The organism is Aquimarina sp. BL5, assembly GCF_003443675.1.
Lineage (GTDB): Bacteria > Bacteroidota > Bacteroidia > Flavobacteriales > Flavobacteriaceae > Aquimarina.
In genome coordinates, this window is the sequence record NZ_CP031963.1 from 4,249,662 (window position 1) to 4,269,673 (window position 20,012).

Consider the following 20,012-nt stretch of genomic DNA (forward strand, 5'->3'; position numbering starts at 1 on the left):
TAAAAAACCCACGAGATATTAATATCTTGTGGGTCTTTTTTTTAAACAATAATTTATCTTAAATCGAACTCACATTAAATAGAAGTGTTACCCTTATGAAGCTATTAATAATGTAGAATGGATTTTTATAAATGCATCTAATTCAAGTAGATGTTTAATAGAATGGTTAGATGTTTCAATGGCTCCCGCTACTAAGCAAAGCTTCACAGAAATGTGAAGCTTTTTTGTTTTATTATTTAGGCTTAGATTTGATAAGGTAGACGCAAATTTTATTGATCTGCAACCACCTAAATCAATCTTTTGAATGTTTTAACTAAATAATCTTTGCATTGCATCAACTTTTTGAAACGAATCGCAAGAATACTATTGAATCGATTAGAAATCCTGAACTGTCGGGCGAATCACAATTTCATTGACATCCACATCGGCAGGTTGTTCTATAGCAAATGCAATTGTTCTTGCAATAGATTCTGATGGAATAGCGATTTGATAAAAATCTTTTACAAAATCAGAACTTTCTTTATGTGAGCTACCGTGTTTTAATTCAGAATCTATGAGTCCCGGCTCAATGGAGGTTGTTCTAATATTTCCACCAACTTCATGACGTAATCCTTCAGAAATTGCTCGAACCGCAAATTTTGTTCCACTGTAAACAGTTCCTCCAGGACTAAATACTTTTACACCAGCAACAGAAGACAAATTAATAAAGTGTCCAGATTCTTGCTTTTGAAAAATTGGTAAAGCAGAAGCAATACCATATAAAACACCTTTCACATTAATATCAATCATACGATCCCATTCATCGATTTTGACTTCACTCATAGGAGCGATGGACATTAATCCTGCATTATTGACTATGACATCTAATTTACCAAATTCACTTACCGCTGTATCTACCAAAGTTTGTACGTCTTCTTTTTTGGTTACATCAGTTTTAACATATACTGCTTTACCATTTCCTTGAGTATTGATTTCTTTTGTTATCGTTTGTAGACGTTCTTCTCTTCGAGCACCCAAAACTACGTGTGCACCTTTAGATGCTAAATGACGTGCTGTAGTTTCTCCTAAACCACTACTTGCTCCAGTAATTACGATTACTTTTCCTGTAATGTTGTCTGTTAAATTCATATCGTTTTATTTTTTAAAATTTAATTTTTTTAGCATATCAATGTATGCTATAATCATTTGTTATTTATCAAGATCAAAAGTAGATGGAATACTTAGAGATGAACAGGAGAAATAGTCCTTATATATGGATATTCAGGTCATATTTGATTGCTTTTGCAAAAGCAACTAAATGAGAGGTTTTGTTTTTCATTTTGAAAAGCGATTTAATATATACTTTTTAAAGATTAAACCGCAGATGTCACTCTTATAATAGTATATGCTAAGACCAATATATTATCTGAACGTATTGTCCATATCAAAGAACTTTTTCTCCATTTCTTGTTTCTAAAACTAGAATACTTTTGTTTCTATAATCAGGTTTTTAAAAGAATCTAATTAGGATTAAAAGTTTAATTATTAAAAATCTAAAATAAAGATGGAAACAATAACAAAAGAAACAACACAAGATGAGATTCAAAATTTTAACGAATATCAAGAAGTTGTAAAAGCGCTTCAACCTTATATTGAAAGTGCAAAGACAGGAGACGGTAAAGTAATTCGTACTGCATTTTATGATCACGCACATATTGTAGGGTCTATGAATGGAGATCATTTAAACCATACCGCTGATCAATTTGCAGAAGCAGTAGGTTCTCTAGGAACATCAGAAAATGTAAAGCATCATATCGCCTGGATTGATATTTCAGGACCTGCGGCAGCGGCAAAGGTAGAATTCATTAATTGGCTTGGTTTTCGTTTTACAGACTTTTTCGTTTTATACAAGAAAGATGGACAATGGAAAATAAGTGGGAAAGTATATGATGCTCACGCAAAAAATTAGTGAATGATAATTAAACTAAGTTTTATAATAACAAAAAACATGAAAAAGCTTTTAGTAACATTAATTATAATGACAATGGCTGTCGCAACAGAACTTCAGGCACAACAAACAGATTTACAGCTTGTAGAAAAAACAGTAAATTACTATCTAACCGGACTCGTAAATAACGATGCCAAAACACTTACAAAAGCGTACCACCCTACTGCCACTATGAAATGGGTTGGTGATAGTTACAAAGAAGTGAATGCTATTGAAGGATTAACTGCAGGTATGGATGGAACTCCTCATAAGGAAAAGATAAAAACAAGAGTTGTTTCAGTAGATATTGCTGGCAATGCTGCAAGCGCACAATTAGAAATTCAGTTTCCGACTTTTACATATATTGATTTTATGCATTTATTAAAAGTTGATGGAGATTGGAAAATAGTAAGTAAAATATTTTATACAAGACAAGAGTAGAAGAAGTAAGTACTTAACCTTGTATAACCTAAATTATTAATTGATACAGAAATAGTATTTAATAGTATATTTATATTAAATACTATTTCTGTATCAATAATATACTTAAATATGTGCAGAATAATAAAAATAGTTAAATGATTCTTGAGCGACTTACATTTGAATATGACGACAAAATCCTCATCGAAAAGGTGAAAATAGGTACTCCTTTTAGATATGAGGCTATTTTCGAAAACAGTGGTTGTTTTATATATTTTAAGGATAGAGCGCCTAAGTTACTGTCTGCAGAACAGAACGTTCAGGTAAATAGTCAAGAAGCGGTATTGTTAAAATGTGGCAATCATTTTTTGGACATGTTAAAACAAACCAATGATGAAGAGGTCGAAGTTATGGTCGTACATTTGTATCCAGAAGTCCTAAAGAAAATATATTCGAACGAGTTGCCTAAAATAATACAGCAAGGAGATTGTAATATCCAAAGTAAAGTAGTAGTATCAAAAGAGGTTATTTCAAGGTTTATAGAATCTCTAGAGTTTTATTTTCAGAACCCAGTTTTAATAAATAACGATCTTCTGGAATTAAAAATAAAAGAATTAGTGTTATTGCTGATACAATCCGAAAATGTATGCTCTATACAAGAATTAATCTCGGATCTATATTCAACAAGAAGTGTCCATATTAAAAAAGTAATCGAGTTGCACCACTATTCTAATTTAAGCTTAGATGAATTGGCGAAATTATGTAACCTAAGTTTATCTTCTTTTAAGAGAGAGTTTAAAAAAGTATTTAATGATTCACCAAATAATTACATAACAGATCAAAAATTGAAAAGGGCAAAAGAACTTCTTAGCATCACAGAAATGCCTGTTGGAGAAATTGCCTTTGGAGTAGGGTTTAATGATCCGTTATACTTTACACGAATTTTCAAGAAAAAAGTAGGTAAATCTCCAACAGAATATCGTCTTAGCCCTAGCAATTGAACCAATTATCCATATCTACGAACGTTTCCTCCATTTATTACATGTTTGATCTCTATACTTTTGTACTATAAGTTTTTGTAGAACAAATAGCACATCTTAAAAAAAGAATATTTGTGCTTTACAATAAGTAAATTATGGAGAAGACATTAATTATAGTAACGCATCCTAAATTAGGTAGTTCTAAAATAAATAAGCGTTGGATTGAGGAGCTTGAGAAATACCCAGATAGATATATTGTTCACAACCTACATTCCACATATCCAACCTTAGCTATAGATGTGCAGAAAGAACAACTTTTATTAGAATCCGTAGATAAAGTTGTGCTTCAGTTTCCATTTTATTGGTTCAATTGTCCTCCATTTTTAAAGAAATGGATAGATGATGTTTTAAGTCACGGATGGGCTTATGGTAAAAATAGTGGATATAAACTGGCAGGGAAGAAAGTTGCACTAGCAGTTACAGCAGGTATTAAAGAAGAAGACTATAGCGCATCAGGACGGTATGACTATACACTTGAAGAGCTAACCCGACCTTTTGAAACTACTTTTAAGTACGTCAAAGCAGATTACAGACCTCTTTATGCTTTTTATGGAGAAGAACACAATCCAACGAAGGAGGATATCGATACCAATTCTGAAAACTATATACATTTTTTAGAAAATTTATAAAGTAAGAAAACGGTCATATAAATAACGTAGTAAAGAATACATTTTTAATAACAATAATAAACCTATACAGATATGAGAAAACTATTTCTAATTGCATCAGTAGGACTTTTATTAGCCTCTTGTGCAAATGAGCAAACAACAGAACAAAAAGAAGCCAATTTAATGGAAATCAGCCGCAATTGGTCTAAAGCAGCTTCCGCTGAAGAATTTCTTAGTTTTATTAACAGTGATGGCATTATGATGGCTCCAGATAAAGGATCTATACAGGGTCATGGAGGAATTAAAAAGGCATTACAAGAATTTCAATCTATTCCAGGCTTTGCCATTACTTGGGAACCACAAGAAGCATTTGTATCTAAAAGCGGAGACCTAGGGTATTCTGTGGAAAAGATTTTGGTAACCTTTGATGGAGAAAATGGAGAGAAAGTAAAACTTTTTGAAAAAGGAGTGTCTATTTGGAAAAAAAATAAAAATGGAGAGTGGAAAATGGCTGTAGACATTTGGAATGTAGATCCTACTCTAACCTCAATTTATAAATAGTAATAACAAAAAAAATAATTTTATGGAAACAATAACAAAAGAAACAGTTCAAGACGAGATTCAAAATTTTAATGAATACCAAGAAGTTGTAAAAGCACTACGACCTTATATTGATAGTGCTTACACAGGAGACGGAAAAGTAATACGTTCAGCTTTTTATGATCATGCTCACATTGTAGGCTCAATAAGTGGAAATTTCTATAATATGGATGTTGATACGTTTGGCGATGCGGTTGATCAGGGAGGTCCTTCAGAAAATGTTAAGCACCATATCGCTTGGATTGATATTTCTGGTCCTGCAGCTGCTGCCAAAGTAGAATTTTTAGATTGGGGCGGACATCGCTTTACAGACTTTTTTGTGCTCTATAAGAAAGATGGACAATGGAAAATAAGTGGGAAAATCTATGATTCACACTCGAAAAATTAGAAGTTAAACTAAAAAATATAGGACTAATTCTAGAAATGAGGATCAGATTTAATAAGATGAGTTCTTGAAGCTTATGATTGCTAAATCTGATCCGAGTTTTTTACATCCCAGTTATTTTCAACTAATACTATTAGAATTTTAATTATGAAAAAACTAAAAGAAGGAGATACTGTAGATTTATTTGTTGCTACAGATATCAACCGAAATGAGATAAGATTGAAAAGCTTTAAGGATAAAAAGCTATATATGGTTTTTTTCAGGAAAGCGACTTGTCCTTTTTGTAATATGGGATTGCAGGAACTCATAAAAAAGCATACTGAATTCAAAGAGAAAGGAATCGAAATAATAGCAATTTTTGCTTCATCCAGAGAGGAAATTTTGAAATATGCTGGTAAACAAAAGCCTCCTTTCCCAATTATTCCTGATCAGCATTATCAAATTTATAAGCGATATGGTATTGATATTTCTTATAAAGGAATGCTCAAAACCTCATTTAATCCTGTAAAGGTTTTTAAAGCAATGACAGGTGGATTCTTCAGTATTAAATCAACCTTTCAAGATCCTGTAATGCCAGCAGATTTTCTTTTAGACGAAGATCAAAAAGTCAAAAAAGCATATTATGGGACAACCTATGATGATCATTTATTAGTTTCTGAAGTTCTAAATTGGACATAGTTTTCACCTTATCATAGGACTATATCCTTTTAACAATTTGTATACAGATTTCTTGAAATGATGAAATCATAGACTGATTTTGTTAAAAAATAACACATAGAATTAAGATAATCAAAGTACGCTATATAATCAGAAAGAGAGAATTATGAAAATTATGGTAAAAATTGAACTTGTTGCTCGACCAGAGAATACCGAAAAGGTTGGACTTTTTTTTAAAAGAATTCTTCCAGACACACAAAACTATGATGGATGCGAAGGAGCAAAAATATCTAGATCAACTATGGAACCTAACAAGCTTATTCTTATTGAATATTGGGAGTCTAGTGAACATTATCTACAATATGGTGAATGGAGAAATAAAACAGGCGATTTTGAAACTCTTAGGCCTCTGCTTTCAACAGAAATGGATATGCAAATCCTGGAAGTATTAACGGATGCTTAAAAATAACATGTACAAATAGAAAACGAATAATTAATAAAGAAAAAATGAAATATTCAATTACAACGTTAGTTTTGACCCTAATAGCGGTATCTGCAATGTCAGCGCAAAATGCAGATCAAATAGTTGACAAAATGATTAATGAATTAGGAGGTAAGAAAGCCTTCTATCGATTGAAAAACGTTACCTACGATGTAGAATACAAAGATCCTAATACTCCAATGTCTCTTAGTAGTAAAGAAACGTATGTTTTTGATAAAGAGCGTTCTTACGCAACGTATTCTGAACATTCCATGCTAGGATCAAAAGGGAATGTAACAGAAGCTTATGATGGAGAAAATGTTTGGGTGAAGTTCAATGGTAAGATTTCTAATGATAAACAAGCAAATGATATCGCAAGATTTTGGAGAAAGACAAATTATTACTGGTTTGCTATGTTCTTTAAACTTCAAGATGAGGGAGTAAACTTACAACACATTGGTAATAAAAAAGTAGAAGGACGTGACTACGATTTGGTAAAAGTTACTTTTGGAAACAATATTGGAGATGCTCAAGACACTTATGTGTTATATGTCAATAAAAGAACAAAACTAGTAGATCAATTATTGTTTACAGTTGTGGCATTTGGCATCACAGAACCAGAGTTATATAAATTTCATTATGAGACAATCGATGGAATTAAAATACCCACAGAACGTGTAGAGATTTCATCCAATTGGAAAGGAGAAATTGTAGGTAAAAAATGGGCAACAACTTATTGGACGAATATCAAGTTTAATACTACTATCGATATGAATATATTTTCCAAATAATTACATAACATTACGATGAACTTGGACCTTTCATGTAAATCATAGTATCAATTTTAATTTTATTATTAATCGTGTGATGATTTTGAAAAAAAATAGAATCAATACACATATATTTATTCGCTTAAGACAAATCTATTATGTATAAAACCATCTTTCTAGGAATTGTTTCGTGCCTTTGTACTAGTAATTTAATAGCTCAAAATCAAGACGAGCAAGCTTTTATTGCTGAAGGTGTTGAGGTTACCGAGTTTTACCAATTTAATGAAAGCCAAAATAAAAAAGAACCTAAAGAACTACTTATTGGGTTAATTTTTGCTCCCTTTGCAGCTACAACATTTGAAGGAGACCCTCCATTCTCAACAGATACTTCCCTGTTTTTAACCGCTGCAATAGCAAAAGGTGACTGGTCTTTTGCTCCATATTATAACTTTGGTTCTAATAGTGCAGGAGCTTTTTTAACCTACAGTATTATAGATCAATTAGGCACTTATATTGCTTCGGACAAGTCATTTACCGGAAATACAGGAACATATTCTTTGGGTTTTACTACGCCAATACTTCAAGACTATATTCAAGGTTATATCGAAATTGGTGGTACCTATGGAGATGATGCAACTGCGTTTTTTGGAGTAGGTCTTTATTTTAATATTCTTAAATCTGTTAAATCTTGGTAGTTACTTTATGAAAAAATAGTTGAGCTAATAATCCATAACTACGAATTTTTATTCCGATGCAAAAAACAACTATGATGTAAGAAAGATGATGTATTTAATAACAAACTCACTGTTAATAATTTTAAAATTTAATTAAAGCGAAATGAATCTATTTGAAGAATATAATCTTGGTGATATTGAACTAAAGAACCGAGTAGTAATGGCTCCGTTAACGCGATCGAGAGCTGAAAATAATATTCCTAACGAACTAATGGCCAAGTATTACAAGCAAAGAGCAAGTGCAGGACTTATTATTTCTGAAGGCACTTCTCCATCTCCCGATGGTATAGGATATTCTCGTATTCCCGGTGCATACTCGGATGAACAAATCGAAGGGTGGAAAAAAATTGCAGATGCAGTTCATGCAGAAGGAGGTAAGATCTTTGTTCAGCTTATGCATACTGGAAGAATTTCTGCAAAAGCTAATATGCCAGAAGGTAGTATTACAATAGCACCTTCAAGTATTCAAGCGCCTGGAGAAATAAGTACTGATACTGAAGATGGAATGGTTCCCCATGACATGCCTAAAGAGATGACGTTAAAAGATATAGAACGCATTCAAAACGAATTTGTATCCGCTTCTAAAAGATTAATTAATGAAGCTATGGTTGATGGTGTAGAATTACACGCAGCAAATGGTTACTTGTTAAATCAGTTCCTTAACCCAAAATCAAATCAAAGAACAGACCATTATGGTGGATCTGTCTTGAATAGGACTCGATTTGTCATAGAAATAGCTCAAAAAGTAACAAATGAAATCGATGGCAATAAGGTAGGTCTACGTGTTTCACCTTATGGTGAATTCAATGACATGAAGGCAGATTATGAAGACTTAGAAGATACATTTATTCATTTAGCAAAAGAATTATCGATTCTGAATCTTGCTTATATGCATATTGTGGATCAGCGAGTAGCTTTTGGTGCACCTGATTTTACACTAAACATTAAAAAAATTATTAAGGATAACTTTAAAGGGACAGTTATATCAGGAGGCGATGTAAATACTCGAGAAAAGGCAGAAGCAATTTTAGAAAATGGTCTCGACTTGGTATACATAGGAAGACCTTTTATTTCAAATCCGAACATGGTTGAAAAATTAAGAACAAATCAAACACTAGTAGACCCCAATCCTGATACTTTCTATACACCAGGCGAAGTAGGTTACACAGACTACTAGTCATAACTTTTATAAATTAAAAGAGTAGAGTCAATCTATACTACTCTTTTGATTTATAAAAGCCTTCTACAGTTTATTCATAACTAAGGTAGCGGCTGCCAAATCTTGGGTTCCTAAACCTACTAATTTGGCAATCGTTATATTATTTTTCTTAGTTACATAATCTTTGTTAGAGAATATTGATCCAAACTCAATAGTTTTATTTTTAAGTTTTGAAAATGATCTAATAGCATTAGTATATTCTCCAAATTTTAAGTTTAAATCTAGACTATCAACAAAGACGGTATCTGCTTTTTGAAAACAATCGAGATCTAGTTCTTTTTTGAAGGTGTCATCTGCTCCGATAGCAGTAACATGCTGTCCTTTTTGCAACCATTCTCCTTTTATCAAAGGAATTTTGCTTGAAGTAGTTGTGATTATAATTGTTGAGTTTTTTACGGCTTCTTCAACAGAACCAACAATGGTTATGGATATACTCTGAAGCGTTTTTTCTAATTTATTTTTTAATAAGATTGCGTTTTCTTTACTTCTACCGTATATAATCAGACTTGAAATAGTTCTTAATTTACTTAAAGCTAAAACTTGATAATATGCCTGGATTCCTGTACCAATCACTGAAACTCTAGTAGATTGGGGCGATACTACAAAATCGGTAATAACTGCACCTGCCGCAGCGGTTCTTAAATCAGTTAAAATTCCCTTGTCTTCCAATATGGCTTTTAACTCTCCAGTAGCTGAATCAAAAAGAAATATCGAACCGTTATAAGGGGAATTATTTTGTTTTCTATTATTAGGAAACATAGTGGCTACTTTTATAGAAAAATACTCATATCCCTCTATAGCAGCTGTTTTAATATGTGCATCTGAATTATTAGGAAAATGTAATAGATTTACGGGCACTCCGATTAGACGAGAAGAGTTATAATCAATAAATGATTGTTTAACAGGTTCAAATAAGTCTTTAATCTTAATAAGAGATTGTATTTGTTCAAAAGTTATGTGTATCATACGTTGACTAAATTTTCAATAACAAATGCTTCGAATTGCTCAAGAGCTTTTGGCATAGCAGTTTTACCAAAACCAATTCTGAAAAAACCTTTAAAATTATAAATGTCTCCTGGTAATAATAAGACACCTTGTTTTTTCAGGACATTTTCTGCAAATTTTGCATCGTTTCTGTCAAAGTTCATTTTTACAAATGCAATTGGACCTGCATTAGGTCGATACCACGAAAATAAATCAGAGTATTTATTAAAAAAAATATCGAATAGAGATAAGTTTTTGTGAATGATTCTAAGATTTCGTTCTAAAATTTTATCTCTATTCCTGAGGCCAATACCAGCTAAAAATTCACTTGGCCCAGCATTACAAATCGTTGTATATTCTTTGAGAATAGCTACATTTTCTAGTATTTTAGAATTTCTAGAGGCTATCCATCCAATTCTTAAACCAGGAAGGCCATAAGCCTTTGACATAACACCAACAGAAACGCCGTGTTCATAAGCATCTGCAAATGCGGGGATAGTATAATCTGGTGAATGTTCTAATTCTCTATAAACTTCATCACAAAATATAATGATATTGTGAGCTCTAGCAATTTCTACAATAGTCGTTTGTTCCTCTTTAGAAAAATGAAAACCAGTGGGATTATGAGGCGTGTTAAGATAGATAACTTTGGTTTTACTAGTTATCATTTTTTTCAAGTCCTCTATATCAAAAACAGGGATATTATCTTCATATTTTACTTTCCATTCTGACACCTTACACCCTATGCTTTCAGGAACGGATTGTAGAGATTGATAGCACGGCCATTGTACAATAACTTCATCTCCTAAGGCAAGATTAGCTTGAGAAAATAAAAAAATAGGTTCTTGCGCCCCTGTACATACCAGTAAATCATTAGGAGTTATTTGACTATATATAGTAGTAATATCTTTTCTTAAATCAGGATGGCCTTTTGTTTCTGTATACCCTAGCCATAAATCATGAAACTTATCCATAGCTCCTTTCTCCAAAGAAAGTAAATCCTTTATTGACATTGCTTCACAATCAGAATTGCATAGAGGATACTTAGCAGAAAATTCGTGAATTGTGTAATATCTTTCTAATTTAAATGGTGCTATATTCATATCTAAGTCATTTGATAAAAAGTCTAATAACTAAAAATAAGGTTTACTTGAAAAAATAATGAGAAAAAAAAGCCAATTTTTGGGTTTTAATAAAAACTCTAATTAACCTAAAAGAGAAAAACTGATCCGTTGTTAAGTGTTGATAATTAATGGGGTATGAGTATATATTAAATATTATTCAAAAAACAATATATTTATATGGATTCATTTCTAAATAAAAAACCTTTAAGATATCATGAAAAACCAAAACCAAACTCAGTATTTTCCAAAGCTTATACCTTTCCGAAAAGAAGAGAAATGGGGATTTTCTGATCGTGCAAAAAATATTATAATTCCGCTAATTTACGATCAAACCTATCCATTCATTGATAATGTTGCATTAGTGAGGGTCGAAGATAAATATGGACTAATTTCTTCCTCTGGCGAAACACTCATTCCTATTATTCACAACGATGGAGAAACGGTGATAGATGAAGCATTTGATAAAGGATGGAGGAACATGGTTCCGGGAAATTTTCACCCAAAAATTCCAATAGAGGTTATCAAAGAAATCGAGGCGATTAAAGAATTTTTTGATGGAATTGCTCCTTTTAAGAAAAATAATAAATGGGGATTAATCACAGAAGAAGGAGAGGAATTATTACCTCCTACATATGATGATATTAAATCAATAGAAAATGAGAATTGGCCTTTTGTAGATAATGGGAAATATGGACTCTTATCAAAAACAGGAGCATTGATTATAGATGCTAGATATGATGAGGCAAGAGGTTTCTCTAATGGTCAGGCAGCTTGTCGAGAAGGTGCTAATTGGGGTGTCATAAATCTGGATGGTGAATGGGTCGTGACTCCTCAGTTTTCTGAATTAGGAGAGTTAAGAGATGGGCTGAGTGCTGCCCAAAAAGATGGGTTGTATGGTTTTATTAATGAAAAAGGAACGGTAGTAATTGATTTTCAGTTTCAATATGCGCTGGATTTTGATAATGGAGCTTGTGCAATATTTCAGGATGAATATGTCTATTTTATCGATACCCAAGGAAAAAAAATAAGTGATTCTTATATTCGAATGTTTGGTCCTGATGAAGAATGTTTCATGCATGTAGTTAAGGATGATACATGGGGACTCGTAAAACCAGATGGTACATTTTTACTTCCGATTCAATATGATTTGCCTAAAGCAATGGGACAAGTGATACAGACAATAGAACGAGGAAGAATTCCTATTAAAAAAGGAGCTTTACTAGGATATGCAAATTATAAAGGAGAAGAAGTAGTTGAGCCAAAGTATTGCACAATAGACCCTTATTGCGAAGATCTATCTTTGGTTTCGGTTCTGGATCCCAAATTAAATTTTGATAACACTATAGAAACTATAGAAGCTACTGGAAGTATATCAGGAGTTTTTAATTTTGGTTTTATTGATGCTTCTGGAAAAGAAATCGTACCTCCTAAATACGTTCATGCACGTCGTTTTGAGGGAGGACTTGCTTTCGTGAAAAATGCAAATTTTCAATCGGGTTATATCACCTATGATGGTACTGAATATTTTATGTAATTAGATTGATTAAAGAAGGTATTGTAAAAAAAGCACTACCTTTTTTGTAATTAAATATATGATCTCAATTTAAATGAAAACGATCTTCAAAATTTTATTCGCTCCATTTATTTGGTTAATTCAAGCGTGCAGCCCTTTGGGAAATCCAATTGACGAAAAAATCTCGAATAGCCATTTTTATAATAGTTCAAAAACAGATATTATCTACAGTCCTAATGGAAACTGGTTTGAACTGGAGGCAACTAAATTACAGGCGGACGTTAGTAGTTTTAAAGTTTTGACTAATAAATTCGGGAAGGATAAAAACAGGATTTATTATCTAGGAGGAGCTGCTCATTATCCTTATATAGATGTGAAAAGCTTTTTTGCGAAAGAGGAAGATTGGATGTGGGATATTGGTTTAGATAAAAACAATGTTTATATATTCAGTCGAGAAGTTGAGCAAGGTAAATTTAAAGTAAAAGCTACTATTATTGAAGGAGCAAATCCAATGACTTATGTTCAAGTAAATCAATTTTTTGCTAAAGATGATAAAAATAACTTCTTTGATTATAAAATCATCGATGTAGATTATACTACTTTTAGACAAATAAATAAATCATTTCATTTAGATAAAAATCAAGCCTATTGTAATGCCTATCAATTCTTTAAAACATTTGATGTGGATGTAGCTAATTTTCAGAAAATGGACGATTATTTTGCGTATGACAAAACAAATATTTATTATTTCGCTGAATATGTAAGAGGAAGAACCGAAAAGCAATTACAAATAATTCCTTATACTAATTTTGAAAGTGTAAATATTCTTAATAAAACACATCTTAAAGCAGATGGTAAGGTGTTTTATCAAGGTTTTGAAATTGAAGAAGCAAATAGTGATAGTTTTACTGTTATCAATGAAGAATACGCTAAAGACAAACAACATGTGTATTTCACAGGAATCTTAATGAAAGAAGCGGATGTAGAAACTTTTCATTATTCAGAAAAAGTGTATCGGTATAAGGACAAGAATCATACTTTTGAACAAGGTGAGGTAGTAAAAAAGTAATTTTTTGTCACACCCTGTTTATAAGTAGTAATCATAAGTTTCACACTAAAACTTCTAAAAACTCTGCATTGGCTCCTTTAATTTCAATCTGATTGGCAGTTGCAGGTATCAATACCGTTTGGCCTTCCTGAATCATTTCTGTATTGGAGTCTACTGTTATTTCTGCGGCTCCTTTTGTACACATATATACTATAAAAGAATCAATAGTATTGGATGCTCTTACTAAACTGTTTTTTACTTTCAGAAAATTGGTTGTAAAGTAATTACAATCTACGATGGTCGATGACTGATTGTATCTTCTTTCGTATAAAGTTTTGTAATCTTTATTATTATTGTAATCGATTACATCCAGAGCTAAGTCGGTATGTAACTCTCTGCCATTACCATGAGTATCTTTTCTATCCCAATCATATACTCGATATGTAATATCCGAGGTTTGTTGTATTTCAGCTAATAACACTCCAGAACCTATTGCGTGAATTTTTCCAGCATTGATGAAAAAAGAATCTCCCTCGTTTACTTCTTGATAATGTAGAATATCTTTTAATTCGTTTTGTTTCAGGTGATATTTGTATTTTTCTTGAGACATCTTCTGGTTAAAACCAACGATCACATTAGCGTCTTTGTCAGCTTGCATTACATACCACATTTCCGTTTTTCCGAAAGAATTATGTCTTTTTTTTGCTACGGTATCATCTGGATGTACTTGTATAGAAAGATCTTCTTTTGCATCAATAAATTTTATTAATATGGGAAAATTATCTCCAAAGGTTTTATAGTTTTGTTTTCCTATGAAATCTGATGTATACTGATGGATTAATTCTTTTAAATTGAGCCCTTTTAATGCTCCGTTAGCAACTACAGAAACCGAATTGTCCACATCAGAGATTTCCCAGCTTTCTCCAACATTATTAAGTGTTGTGTTTTTATGAAGTACATTTTTAAGTTTGTTGCCACCCCATATTTTTTCTTTTAAGATCGGCTCGAATTTAATTGGATAATTGATCATGATACTAAGTTTTAGGAGATTATGAATTATGCTGCTAATGATGTCATAGGAAGTCCGAATATTTCTATAGCAGGTTCAGAAACTTCATTTGTATTAGCGTAACTAAAATCCTGTAATATGTTATAGTTAAGCCATATAGATAATAATCTGTATGGAATCTCTAAAGAATCCTTTAATCCTAATTTAGAATCATCCATATGAATCCATTTCTTTAGTGGTTGTTCAAAAATTATTTTTATAGTCTTTTCTTTTCCAAAATATCTCTTCATTCTAATAAACATCTCTACATCAAAAAGCCATTTACTCAAAAAAGTTTCTGCAAAAACAATAGGTACTAATTCTGCTCTATAAACTTTGGCTCCGCATTGTGTATCTTCTATTGATAATCCGACAATTAAAACAATTAGTATATTAATTACTTTGGATAATAATGATCTTATTTTATCTTTCTCTATCGCTTCTGATGCATTTTTGGCTCTTGAGCCAAAAACAAAACTTAATTCATTATTTGTTTTTAAAGTCTTTAATAAATCTCCAAAATCTTCAAAATCTGTAGAAAGATCTGCATCGATAAATCCTATATAGTTTATTTCGACAAAACTGTATAAAAATCGAGAACCGGCTCTGACTGCTGCCGCTTTACCTCCATTTTTTTTCATATCAATTATACTTACTTTAGAGGGATTTACTTCTTGAATTTCTTGAAGTACTTTTAATGTATTGTCTTTACTACCATCATTCACAAAGCATAGATGATACTCATTTTCTTTGCGAACAAAATTTTTAAAAGCTTTTACGTTTAACCTTTTTTCCTCATTATAGCATGGTATGATTATTCCTGTCTTCATAAAAATTATTTTGGGTTACAAACCAAAAGTAGGACAGGTAGCTGTCTGAGAATGGGGCAATTCGATCACTAAAAAAAAACTTTCGGTGAATGGCATTTATCGAAAGGTGTACCACTCGTCGAAACACAAAGCTTTATTGTATATTTAATCCAGAGAAAGTTTCTTGTATATTTAAAGGGAAGTTTCCGCATTGTATATTTAATCCAGAGAAAGTTTCTTGTATATTTAAAGGGAAGTTTCCGCTTACGGTTGTTTAATGGAGAAAAGAATTACAAACAAATATTTAATCAGTGCATTACTAATTGGAGTCTTATTCCACGGTTCTGCCATCTTCTTTACCTTAGAGACTACGTATGACGCTTTGATCCACCTATTTTTTGCCGATCATTATGCATCTAGCTGGTTCGAACCTTGGAATTATAGTTGGTACACAGGTTTTACCGTGATGGGATATCCTCCCTTGGTGCACCAAAGTATAGGCCTGTTATCTTTAATAGGAGGTCTTAAGTTTGGACTCTTTACAGTTGGTATCATCGCTATCATTCTATTTATAACAGGTGTCTTTAGATTTTCATTACTTATGACCGGTAGGAGAAATATTGCTGGCTATGCAGCATTAGTTGCAGTATTCTCTTCCTCTTTTGTAGAAACCTTACACATATTTGGTCAATTACCAAGTATTATTGGAATTTCGGTTTTAATGCATTCTTTACCGGAAATTTATTTATGGATCAAAACAGGTAAATACAAATATCTATTAAGAGCTTTTAGCTTATTAGCAGTTACCGTAACTTCTCATCATGTTACTCCTATTTTCGGAATGGTCTTTTTTATATTTCCGCTTATTGGAATGGTAATTATGGATAGCGCTAGAGACCAAGAGGGTTCTTATAAAGCGATTCGGTTTAAAATATTTTTAAATACCTTTTTTAAACTTTTTTGGAGAATTGTAGGTTTTGGTATGGGATCTCTAGTGCTTATCATTACTTGTATTTTACCTTACTGGATCAATACTAAAAATAATCCAATTACGCAGGTTCCAATTCCGCATGGCTCTAGAGATAACTTTATAGAAATAACCTCCTCTGGACTTGTTTTTTTTCTAATTCCTTGGGGTATACTTTTATTCATTTTCCCTTATCTGTTTTATAGATATTACAGTAAAAGATATTTGTTTTTTGGTTTATCTTTTACTTTACTTAGTATACTGGGAACAGGAGGGACAACTCCTATTCCTAAGGTGTTACTAGGGGATAATGCTTTTAATATTCTAACACTAGACAGATTTACATTGTGGGCTTCTATTATGTCTTTACCTATGTTTGGAGAGTTCTGTTACCGCTTTATAGAAGGAGATATTAAGAAAACCTTACAGCAAAAATATGGTAGTGTATACCATAGAATATTAGGGGGCTCTCTAGCGGGAGCTTATATTTTTGTATGTATATTCACTATGAGTTTAGGATATTTTAGACCTTCACAACCACAAAAAATAAAGATGCTTCCTATTTTGAATTTCCTAAAACAGGATCAGCATGATCACTGGCGCTATCTGCCACTAGGTTTTGGAGATCAAATGGCTTGGTTATCTGCCCAAACCAATGCGATGACAGTAGATGGTAATTACCATTCTGCAAGAAGACTTCCTGAATTAACTTCTAGAGCAGTAGAAAGATTAGAAAATTCAAAGTTTAGAGGGGTAGAAGGTATTGGTTCGTTACAACAATTTCTAACAGTACCTGAAAAATACAATTTAAAATATGTGTTTTCTAATGATAAGTTTTATGACCCTATTCTATACTTCTGCGGATGGCAGCGACTAAGACAATTAGAAAATGGCATTATGGTTTGGGAAAAATTAAACATCCCACCAATTCCTAATATCATTCCAAAAGATGATGTTGCCTTACCATTGAAACTAATGTGGGGTTTGATCCCAGTCATAACTGTTTTACTGGCTTTTATTATTAATATTCAGATAATTTGGATACAAGCCCTTAAAACTCGAGATCAAAAGCATCCAGATTTTTTTAAGTATGGAATAAAATATAGGGGCTTTAAAAATTATATGATACGTTTAGAACATATCTGGACTGTATTTCTTTTATTAATTATAAGTTATGGGGGGTATATTTTTTACATCAAAAATGCTACACAAATAAGTCCACAAAATGTAGTAAAAGCCTATTATGATGCATTAGACTTCAAGGAATTTAAAAGAGCGTATAGTTATATCGATCCAGAAAGTAATAAGGAAGAAGATCAATATATGTTAGAGATCGCTGTAACCGATGGTTTATTAAGTTCATATGCCAAAATGGATGAGATTAACGTAAGTATTCTCAATCAAACAGATAGTACAGCAAAAGCGAAAGCAACCACTTATTGGATTACCCCATTAGAAAGGATAGACAAAGTATTTTACTTAGAGTTAGTAAAACATAGAAGGGAATGGTTTGTGAAACCACCTAATTATGATCTTGATATTCCTCCTGATCAATTATTCTCGCAAAACAAAACTCAGTTCTATAATCACGGAAGAAGAAGAATATCCTCTGAACAAACTTTTCATGAAGATGTTTTAAAGCAACCCGTATTAGAGGTTCTGAGCGCAAATCTTATTAAAAATGATACTACATATTCTGTAGTTGGTGAGATTCAAAATATTGATAACGTACCGGCAGATGTTATTATAAAAGCGACACTTTATAACTCCGACAATCTGGAATTAGCTGTATACAATGCAAAAGATCAGATGAAACATAAGCTGGTACCTAAAGAAATTACTAGTTTTAGGGTTAATTTTGAAGGGATTGCCTGGATGAACAAAGACGAACAAAAACCTGAAACCTTCAATCCAGATGAATTTACTGCTATAAACCTAACAGATATTCCTCTAACTTTTAACTTACAATGTGCGGGTAATGTAGCTACAACGGATTTATATAAAGGGCTTGCTCTTTCTGAGGTTAAAATTGATAAAAATATGGTACGCGGTGTATTGTTTAATTCTGGTTTACAAGAAATAACCATCCCTCAGTTGATTATATCCTACTATAATGATCAAAAAGAACTTATCTGGGTAGATCACTCTTATATTAGAGAAGGAATCAGACCTCAGCGTAAAAAACCTTTTACATATACATTAAAAGAAATAAGCAATTTAAAATCTATAAGTCAGGAGATGGAGAATATTTTTATTAATGGATTACCGAATAAAGATATTAGTCATAAAGTAACGCCTAATAGAAGAAGAGATCAAAAGGATTATTCCTTTATACCAGTAGACGGAGCTGGTTATAGTTTTATAAAAATAGAAGTTAATAACTATATAGGAGCCCCTAATTAATGAAATTGAGAACATATACATATTTATTATTTTTAGTGATTCTTGTTGTTGGGTTTACCACAAGCAATTCGATTGTGCAAACTATTCAAAAAGTAAGTGTTACGGAGCTGCATACTACAAATACTTATACCGCAGACGAAGAAATTATTTTGAAATTTAAAGCAAATGAAACTACTAATATTGCTCTTGTTGTAAAAAGCTCTTATGGAATATCAATTCTTGATTCTGAAAAAAAAGAGGATACCTTAGTTTTTAAAATACCTTCTTTTTTATCTAAAAAAAGAGGGGTAATTAATTATAAACTAGTTTTTAATAGCCAAGAAATATATTCTGGAAATTTACATGTGAAAGCATCTAAAGTGATTAAAGAACCGCTAGAATCTTATTTAGGTCCTACAAGTATTACTGCAGGAGGAAAAGATTATGGTATGTTTACCATAATACCCGCGGATAAATATGACAATCCAATTGAGGATAGTACTTTAGTTACTATAAAACATCAATTTTTAAATCTAGAAAAAGATTCTGATCTATTTATCGATGATTTTATTGTCTGGAAAAACATATATTCTTATCAAAAATCAGGAAGAATTCTTGTCAGTGCAAACACAAATAATTTAGCTTCGAAAGAATTTACACTTGACGTTTTTCCGTCACAAGCTCAGGATTTTGAACTAAATGCTTCAAAAAAACACGAGTATGCAGATGGGAATCAAATTGTGGAATTTTTTACTTCTGAGATCAAAGATGAATATGGAAATACTATAAGTGATGGACGTATTGTAGAATTTAGTATTCTAACCAATCATAACGAACAATTACGGTCTTCTGGAACTACTATCAAAGGTGTTGCAAGAGGATATATGGTACATCCAGTAAAAGCATCATTGTGGAAGGCACAAGCTTTTATCCCGGAAATGGCAGAAAGTGATGAACTTGTGTTAGAATTTAAACCTGCAGTAAAAGACTATACAATCACTTTTACTGAAGACAAAAGGAATATTAAAGTTGGAGCTATCTTGAGTTTTATGAATCAAATTATACCAGATGGCGCCATGATTTCCTTAAATATATATAGGAGCGGAACATTAATAGAAACATTTACCAATTTCTCTTCTAAAGGGTTTGTAGAATTCTATTTATCTGATGATTTCTTTCCTAAAGGAGAGTACACTTTAGAAGTTATAGGTATGGGTATACGAAAAAAATACGATCACATAGTATTAGAATGAGAAA

At 32.0% G+C, this 20,012-nt stretch carries 20 protein-coding genes; 15 read left to right on the plus strand and 5 right to left on the minus strand.

The window, feature by feature from the left end; translation table 11 throughout:
* Positions 1-375: 375 nt before the first annotated feature.
* Positions 376-1,128, minus strand: a complete 753-nt coding sequence (locus D1818_RS17650; protein ID WP_118460282.1) for an SDR family oxidoreductase — start codon at positions 1,126-1,128, stop codon at positions 376-378.
* A gap of 415 nt (positions 1,129-1,543) precedes the next feature.
* Between D1818_RS17650 and D1818_RS17655 the strand changes: the two genes are divergently transcribed.
* The 11 genes from D1818_RS17655 to D1818_RS17705 all read left to right on the plus strand — a co-directional run bounded on the left by D1818_RS17655 (position 1,544) and on the right by D1818_RS17705 (position 8,838).
* Positions 1,544-1,948, plus strand: coding sequence for a nuclear transport factor 2 family protein (locus D1818_RS17655; RefSeq protein WP_118460283.1), 405 nt, complete (start codon positions 1,544-1,546; stop codon positions 1,946-1,948).
* A 39-nt stretch (positions 1,949-1,987) separates the two neighbouring features.
* Positions 1,988-2,407: a nuclear transport factor 2 family protein gene (locus tag D1818_RS17660; protein ID WP_158596869.1), complete on the plus strand. Its 420-nt coding sequence runs from the start codon at positions 1,988-1,990 to the stop codon at positions 2,405-2,407.
* 137 nt (positions 2,408-2,544) lie between these two features.
* Positions 2,545-3,387 (plus strand): AraC family transcriptional regulator, encoded by an 843-nt coding sequence (locus D1818_RS17665; protein WP_118460285.1) that lies wholly within the window; start codon positions 2,545-2,547, stop codon positions 3,385-3,387.
* Between the two features lie 134 nt (positions 3,388-3,521).
* Positions 3,522-4,055 carry an NAD(P)H-dependent oxidoreductase gene (locus tag D1818_RS17670; RefSeq protein ID WP_118460286.1) on the plus strand — a complete coding sequence of 178 codons (534 nt, stop codon included), beginning with the start codon at positions 3,522-3,524 and terminating at the stop codon, positions 4,053-4,055.
* Between the two features lie 72 nt (positions 4,056-4,127).
* Positions 4,128-4,595: a DUF4440 domain-containing protein gene (locus D1818_RS17675; RefSeq protein WP_118460287.1), complete on the plus strand. Its 468-nt coding sequence runs from the start codon at positions 4,128-4,130 to the stop codon at positions 4,593-4,595.
* 22 nt (positions 4,596-4,617) lie between these two features.
* Positions 4,618-5,022, plus strand: a complete 405-nt coding sequence (locus D1818_RS17680) for a nuclear transport factor 2 family protein (RefSeq protein WP_118460288.1) — start codon at positions 4,618-4,620, stop codon at positions 5,020-5,022.
* Positions 5,023-5,166: 144 nt separating this feature from the next.
* Complete coding sequence (locus D1818_RS17685) at positions 5,167-5,697, plus strand: peroxiredoxin (protein WP_118460289.1); 531 nt, start codon at positions 5,167-5,169, stop codon at positions 5,695-5,697.
* A gap of 145 nt (positions 5,698-5,842) precedes the next feature.
* On the plus strand, positions 5,843-6,139 hold the full coding sequence (locus D1818_RS17690) for a putative quinol monooxygenase (RefSeq protein WP_118460290.1): 297 nt from the start codon (positions 5,843-5,845) through the stop codon (positions 6,137-6,139).
* Between the two features lie 44 nt (positions 6,140-6,183).
* Positions 6,184-6,948: a DUF6503 family protein gene (locus tag D1818_RS17695; RefSeq protein ID WP_118460291.1), complete on the plus strand. Its 765-nt coding sequence runs from the start codon at positions 6,184-6,186 to the stop codon at positions 6,946-6,948.
* 137 nt (positions 6,949-7,085) lie between these two features.
* Complete coding sequence (locus tag D1818_RS17700) at positions 7,086-7,622, plus strand: hypothetical protein (RefSeq protein WP_118460292.1); 537 nt, start codon at positions 7,086-7,088, stop codon at positions 7,620-7,622.
* A 142-nt stretch (positions 7,623-7,764) separates the two neighbouring features.
* Positions 7,765-8,838: an alkene reductase gene (locus D1818_RS17705; protein ID WP_118460293.1), complete on the plus strand. Its 1,074-nt coding sequence runs from the start codon at positions 7,765-7,767 to the stop codon at positions 8,836-8,838.
* A 66-nt stretch (positions 8,839-8,904) separates the two neighbouring features.
* Here the strand turns inward: D1818_RS17705 and D1818_RS17710 are convergent, their stop codons facing one another.
* Together D1818_RS17710 and D1818_RS17715 are read right to left on the minus strand one after the other, a co-directional pair.
* Positions 8,905-9,846: an ornithine cyclodeaminase family protein gene (locus D1818_RS17710; RefSeq protein WP_118460294.1), complete on the minus strand. Its 942-nt coding sequence runs from the start codon at positions 9,844-9,846 to the stop codon at positions 8,905-8,907.
* The gene (locus D1818_RS17715; protein ID WP_118460295.1) at positions 9,843-10,967 is read right to left on the minus strand and encodes an aminotransferase class I/II-fold pyridoxal phosphate-dependent enzyme; all 1,125 of its coding nucleotides are present in this window, start codon (positions 10,965-10,967) and stop codon (positions 9,843-9,845) included. Before D1818_RS17715 ends, D1818_RS17710 begins: the two co-directional genes overlap by 4 nt.
* Before the next feature lie 235 nt (positions 10,968-11,202).
* Between D1818_RS17715 and D1818_RS17720 the strand changes: the two genes are divergently transcribed.
* Both D1818_RS17720 and D1818_RS17725 read left to right on the plus strand, forming a co-directional pair.
* Positions 11,203-12,522, plus strand: a complete 1,320-nt coding sequence (locus D1818_RS17720) for a WG repeat-containing protein (RefSeq protein WP_118460296.1) — start codon at positions 11,203-11,205, stop codon at positions 12,520-12,522.
* A 73-nt stretch (positions 12,523-12,595) separates the two neighbouring features.
* A complete protein-coding gene (locus D1818_RS17725; RefSeq protein WP_118460297.1) occupies positions 12,596-13,570 on the plus strand; it encodes a DKNYY domain-containing protein in 975 nt (324 codons plus the stop codon).
* Between the two features lie 40 nt (positions 13,571-13,610).
* Here D1818_RS17725 and D1818_RS17730 read toward each other — a convergent pair whose 3' ends face one another.
* Positions 13,611-14,579: a type I phosphomannose isomerase catalytic subunit gene (locus tag D1818_RS17730; RefSeq protein ID WP_118460298.1), complete on the minus strand. Its 969-nt coding sequence runs from the start codon at positions 14,577-14,579 to the stop codon at positions 13,611-13,613.
* 26 nt (positions 14,580-14,605) lie between these two features.
* Positions 14,606-15,427, minus strand: coding sequence for a dolichyl-phosphate beta-glucosyltransferase (locus D1818_RS17735; protein ID WP_118460299.1), 822 nt, complete (start codon positions 15,425-15,427; stop codon positions 14,606-14,608).
* Positions 15,428-15,683: 256 nt separating this feature from the next.
* Here D1818_RS17735 and D1818_RS17740 point away from each other — a divergent pair, with 256 nt between their 5' ends.
* Positions 15,684-18,776, plus strand: coding sequence for a hypothetical protein (locus D1818_RS17740; protein WP_118460300.1), 3,093 nt, complete (start codon positions 15,684-15,686; stop codon positions 18,774-18,776).
* Complete coding sequence (locus D1818_RS17745) at positions 18,776-20,008, plus strand: hypothetical protein (RefSeq protein WP_118460301.1); 1,233 nt, start codon at positions 18,776-18,778, stop codon at positions 20,006-20,008. Before D1818_RS17740 ends, D1818_RS17745 begins: the two co-directional genes overlap by 1 nt.
* The last annotated feature ends 4 nt before the right edge of the window (positions 20,009-20,012 follow it).